General features: G+C 70.8%; 8 protein-coding genes. All 8 read left to right on the top strand.

The annotated features are described in order from the left end of the window. On the top strand, positions 1-406 hold a 406-nt coding region (locus Q0L15_RS12175), incomplete at its 5' end, for a (deoxy)nucleoside triphosphate pyrophosphohydrolase (protein ID WP_366939571.1). Between the two features lie 7 nt (positions 407-413). Further along, complete coding sequence (locus Q0L15_RS12170; RefSeq protein ID WP_296604692.1) at positions 414-686, top strand: hypothetical protein; 273 nt, start codon at positions 414-416, stop codon at positions 684-686. Positions 687-834: 148 nt separating this feature from the next. Next, positions 835-1,743, top strand: coding sequence for an N-acetyl-1-D-myo-inositol-2-amino-2-deoxy-alpha-D-glucopyranoside deacetylase (mshB, locus tag Q0L15_RS12165; RefSeq protein ID WP_296604691.1), 909 nt, complete (start codon positions 835-837; stop codon positions 1,741-1,743). Between the two features lie 14 nt (positions 1,744-1,757). Further along, a complete protein-coding gene (locus tag Q0L15_RS12160) occupies positions 1,758-2,090 on the top strand; it encodes a hypothetical protein (protein ID WP_296604689.1) in 333 nt (110 codons plus the stop codon). A gap of 10 nt (positions 2,091-2,100) precedes the next feature. Continuing rightward, positions 2,101-3,822 (top strand): VanW family protein, encoded by a 1,722-nt coding sequence (locus Q0L15_RS12155; protein ID WP_296604688.1) that lies wholly within the window; start codon positions 2,101-2,103, stop codon positions 3,820-3,822. Positions 3,823-3,865: 43 nt separating this feature from the next. Further along, a complete protein-coding gene (locus Q0L15_RS12150) occupies positions 3,866-4,114 on the top strand; it encodes a type II toxin-antitoxin system Phd/YefM family antitoxin (protein ID WP_296604687.1) in 249 nt (82 codons plus the stop codon). Further along, positions 4,101-4,373 carry a type II toxin-antitoxin system RelE/ParE family toxin gene (locus Q0L15_RS12145; protein ID WP_296604686.1) on the top strand — a complete coding sequence of 91 codons (273 nt, stop codon included), beginning with the start codon at positions 4,101-4,103 and terminating at the stop codon, positions 4,371-4,373. Before Q0L15_RS12150 ends, Q0L15_RS12145 begins: the two co-directional genes overlap by 14 nt. 48 nt (positions 4,374-4,421) lie before the next feature. Next, positions 4,422-5,252, top strand: coding sequence for an alpha/beta fold hydrolase (locus tag Q0L15_RS12140; protein WP_296604685.1), 831 nt, complete (start codon positions 4,422-4,424; stop codon positions 5,250-5,252). Positions 5,253-5,295 lie beyond the last annotated feature (43 nt).

Genomic DNA, 5,295 nt, shown 5'->3' with positions numbered 1-5,295 from the left:
GGCCCGGTCGCGTAGCGTCGGGCAGGTGGCGGAGGTCGTGGGTGCGGCGATCGTGCGGGACGGGCTGGTGCTCGCGGCGCGCCGTACGTCCCCTGCCGAGGCCGCCGGGCGGTGGGAGTTCCCCGGAGGCAAGGTCGAGGAAGGAGAGCGCGCCGACGACGCGCTCGTCCGCGAGATCGCCGAGGAGCTGGGCTGCGCGATCGCGGTGGTCTCGTGGCTGCCCGAGCGGGTGGCGATCGGCGATCGGCACGTGCTCACGGTCGCGCTCGCGCGGCTGGTCGAGGGCGAGCCGCAGCCGCACGAGCACGACGCGGTGAGGTGGCTCGGCGCCGACGCGCTCGACGACGTCGACTGGCTCGACCCCGACCGGCCGTTCCTGGTGTCGTTGCGAGCCGTCCTGGGATGATGCCTCGATGCGCGGGATCTTCTTCGACGAGCACGACGCCCGGACGGTCGTCGCCCGGCTCGTGGGCGACGGGTACGACGCTCAGCTCGAGCGCGAGCGGCTCGCCGGTGAGGACGACGACGAGGACCACCCCTGGGCGGTGGTGACCGACGCGCCGGCGTTCGTGCTCGAGGTCCTCGTCGATCACTACGACGGGTGGCTCGACGCCGAGGAGGAGGCGGCGCCGCCTGCGCCGTTGGACCTGCCCGCTGCGCCGCGGAGGGTCAAGCGGGAGGGGTGAGCGGTGGGCTGGTGGTCTCGAGACGATTGCTGCGCAACCTCCTCGACCACCGTGGTCGCCGCGGAAGATCGGGCGGGGTTCGCTGGTTGTGGTCTCGACGGGCTCGACCACCGGGCCTGATGTCCATCGACCTCCCTAGGATCGCCTCATGACCGCTGACCAGCGCCTCCTGCTCGTGCATGCCCATCCCGACGACGAGTCGATCGGGCAGGGCGCCACGATGGCGAAGTACGCCGCCGAGGGGCGCGGCGTCACGCTGGTGACCTGCACCGGCGGCGAGATGGGGGAGATCCTGGTCCCCGAGCTCGAGCACCTCGCGGCCGACAAGGAGGACCGGCTCGGGGAGCATCGGCGCGGTGAGCTCGCCGACGCGATGAAGGCGCTCGGGGTGACCGACCACCGCTACCTGGGCGGCTTCGGCACCTACCGCGACAGCGGGATGAAGTGGCACGACGACGGCCACGCCATCCCGGCCGATGACATCCACGAGAACGCCTTCTGGCACGCCGACCTCACCGAGGCCGCCGATCACCTCGTCGCGGTGATCCGCGAGGTGCGGCCGCAGGTGATGGTCACCTACGACCAGTTCGGCGGCTACGGGCACCCCGACCACATCCAGGCACACCGCGTGGCGACGTACGCCGCCTCGCTCGCCGCCGTGCCGTCCTACCGCCAGGACCTCGGCGAGGCCTGGGACATCGCCAAGATCTACTGGGGTGCGATGTCGGAGAGCCGGATGCGCGCGGGCCTGCGGGCGCTGCGCGACGCGGGGGACACGACGTCGTTCGAGGGCATGGACCCCGACGGGCCGTTGCCGCACTTCGTCACCGCCGACGAGGACCTCGCGGCCGTCGTGGACGCGCAGGACTACGTCGAGCACAAGATGGCCGCCATGAAGGCCCACGCCACCCAGATCACCACCGACGGCCCGTTCTTCGCCCTGTCCAACAACCAGGGCAGCATCGCCTGGGGCCTGGAGTTCTTCCGCATCGCCAAGGGCACCCGCGGCGAGCTCAACGAGGACGGGCTCGAGACCGACCTCTTCGCCGGACTCTGAGCCCGGGTCCCGGCGTGCGGGTGCTGGCGGCGCTCGGGCTGTGCCTCGTCGGCGCGGGCACGGGCGTCGCGACCGTCGCTCTGCACGACCTGTGGTGGGGGCTCCTGCTCGCGCTGGCCGCCACCGCGGCCGCGGTCACCGCTCTCGCGGCGGGCTGGTGGTCGCGGTTGGCGTTCGTCGTCGGCTGGGACGCCATGGTCGGCTGGCTGACGCTCCCGCGCGCCGAGGGCGACTACCTGATCAGCCAGGACGCGCAGGGATACACGGTCCTCGGCGCCGGTCTGGTCCTGCTCGTGGTGGGCATTGCCACGCTCCCGCGACCCGCTCGCCACCGAGAGGCCTCTTAGGATGACGCCCGTGAAGCAGCCGAAGCCCGCGCCCGTTCGAGAGAAGGAGGGCGGCAAGGTCGTCCTCCTGACCCTGGCAGGGCTGGTGCTGCTCGTCGCCGGTGCGTACGCCGCGCTCGCGCTCACCGCCGGCGACAAGGTGCCGCGCGGCACGACGATCGCCGGGGTCGAGGTCGGCGGGAAGTCGCCGGAGGACGCCGAGGCGGCGCTGCGCGCGGGCCTCGCCGACCGGGTGGACCGGCCGATCGCGGTGACCGTGGACGGTGAGACGACCCAGCTCGACCCGGCGGAGGCCGGGCTCTCCGTCGACTACGCAGCGTCGGTCGCGGACGCGGGTGGCGAGCAGAGCTGGAGCCCCGCGCGGCTGTGGGACTACTGGACCGGCGGAGGCGACCGCGACGCCACCATCAACGCCGACGGCGCCCTCGACGCCCTGGCCGACGAGGTCGGCACGCCGGCCAAGGACGGCGACATCCGGTTCAAGGACGGCAAGATCGTGGTCGTCGACCCGGTCAAGGGGGAGGGGTTCGACCCCGAGACGGCGTACGACGCCCTGAAGGACGCCTACCTCGACGAGGACCCGCGGGTCGAGCTGCCGGTCGTCGAGGTGCAGCCCGAGATCGACGACGCCGACGTGCAGGCGGCACTCGACAGCTTCGCCAACCCGGCCATGTCCGGGCCCGTCACCCTGGTCTTCGGCGACTCCCCGGTGCAGCTCAGCCCGGCCGAGTTCGGCGACGTGCTCGGCATGCGACCCGAGAACGGCGAGCTCGTGCCCGACCTCGACGAGAAGGGCCTGACGAAGCTCGTCGACAGCGGCATCAGCCAGGACGGTGCTCCGGTCGACGCGACCGTGGAGCTCGTCGACGGCAAGCCGAAGGTGATCCCGGCGAAGCCCGGCGTCACCTACGAGCCGTCCGACGTCAGCGACGCGTTCCTCGAGCTCGTGACCCGGCCGAGCGGCGAGCGGGAGATGAAGGTCGAGTCGACGGTCGCGGAGCCGGAGTTCACCACCAAGGACGCCGAGGCGCTGAAGATCCGCGAGCAGGTCTCGACGTTCACGACGTACTACCCCTACGCGGAGTACCGCAACATCAACATCGGCCGCGCCGCCGAGCTCGTCGACGGCACCGTGCTCAAGCCCGGCGACGTGTTCTCCCTCAACGACACCGTCGGCGAGCGCACCCGCGAGAACGGGTTCACCGAGGGCTTCATCATCAGCGACGGCATCTTCAAGGAGGACCTCGGCGGCGGCGTCTCGCAGATGGCGACCACGACGTTCAACGCGATGTTCTTCGCGGGTCTCAAGGACATCGAGCACAAGCCGCACTCGTTCTACATCGACCGCTACCCCGTGGGCCGCGAGGCGACGGTCGCCTGGGGCGCGGTCGACCTGCGGTTCGAGAACGACACGCCGTACGGCGTTCTCATCCACGCCACCGTCAAGCCCGCGACGCCCTCGTCGCAGGGCGTGGTGACCGTGTCGATGTGGTCCACGAAGTACTGGGACATCACCACGACGACCTCCGACCGCTACAACTACCGCCAGCCCGCGACCCGGACGCTGGACACGCCGGACTGCTATCCCAACACCGGGTACGCCGGGTTCGACGTCGACGTCACCCGCACGTTCAAGCGCCACGGCGAGGACGCGATCGACCACGTCGAGAAGTTCCACACGGCGTACACGCCCTCGGACACGGTCGTCTGCAAGCCGCCGAAGAAGAACTGACCCGTGCTTGTACGTTTCACTGATCGAAACGTACGATAGCGGTATGTCGTCGGTCCCTGTCAGCGAAGCGCGCGCCAACCTGCCTGCGGTGATCGCCACGAGCAGGAGCCAGGCGGTGGTGCTCGAGCGTCGCGGCCAGCGGGTGGCGGTCGTCATCAGCCCGGAGCGCTATGACGAGCTGCTCGAGGCGTGGGAGGAGCTCGAAGACGTCGCGGCGTTCGACGAGGCGATGGCCGAGGGTGGTCCCACGATCCCGTGGTCGACGGTGAAGGCGGATCTTGGCTGGGAGTGAGCGCCGCTACCGGATCCAGGTGACGCCGGCGGCTGCTCGCCAGCTGCGGAAGCTCGACCCCCAGGTCGCCCGCCGGGTGCAGGGCGCGATCGAGCTGTTAGCCGTCGACCCCCGCCCTCCGGCGTCGAGAGCTCTGCGGGGCCGACCCGGCTATCGGGTGCGGATAGGCGACTATCGGCTGCTGTACACCGTGCAGGACGACGTGCTCCTCGTCGTGCTCATCCGGCTGGGACACCGCCGCGACGTCTACGAGCGTTGAAGACGCCCCGGCTGCGTGACCGTGGTCACGCCTGTTCGTTGGGACGGCATGCGACGTCTTCTGGGTGCTCTGCTCTTCTCGTCCCTGGCCACGCTCGGACTGGCTGTCCCGGCCGGGGCGGGCGGCATCCCGCTGCCGACGAACCCGCTCGGCAACCCGACGGGAGCCAACGACTGGGACTGCAAGCCGACGCCCCAGCGGCCGGAGCCGGTGATCATCGTGCACGGGACGTTCGGCGACAAGAAGAGCCTGCTGGACACGCTCTCGGCGACGATGGTGGACGACGGCTACTGCGTGTTCTCCCTCGACTACGGCAATCGCGCGACGCGTGACATCGCCGCGTCCGCGCGCGAGCTCAAGCGCTACACGGCCAAGGTGCTCGCGGCCACCGGCGCCGAGAAGGTGTCGATGGTCGGCCACTCGCAGGGCGGGATGATGCCGCGCTACTACATCAAGTTCCTCGGCGGCGGGAAGGTCGTCGACGACCTCATCGGGCTCTCCCCGTCCAACCACGGCACGACGATCATCCCCCAGCAGACCGGCCAGGTCCCCGCGCAGGTCGCCGGCCTGATCTGCATGGCGTGCCAGCAGCAGGCCGCCGGCTCGGAGTTCCTCGCCCGGCTCAACGCCGACGACGAGACGCCGGGACCGGTGAGCTACACCCAGATCAGCACGAGGTACGACGAGATCGTGGTGCCCTACTCCTCGGCGTTCCTCGCCGAGGGGCCGCGCACCACCAACATCACCATCCAGGACGCCTGCCCCGGCGATCTCGCCGAGCACGGGTTCATCGCGGCGAGCCCCACCGCGCTCGCCTACGTGCTCAACGCGCTCGGCCGCCCCGGCCCCGCCGACCCGACGTACCGACCGACCTGCTGACGGACCGGCTCAGGGCGTCAGCCGGGTGAGGTCGCGCGGGAAC

It is taken from the genome of Nocardioides sp., from assembly GCF_024509035.1.
Lineage (GTDB): Bacteria > Actinomycetota > Actinomycetes > Propionibacteriales > Nocardioidaceae > Nocardioides.
Note: the sequence above shows the minus strand (reverse complement) of the source record. Positions and strands in the feature narration are given on the sequence as shown.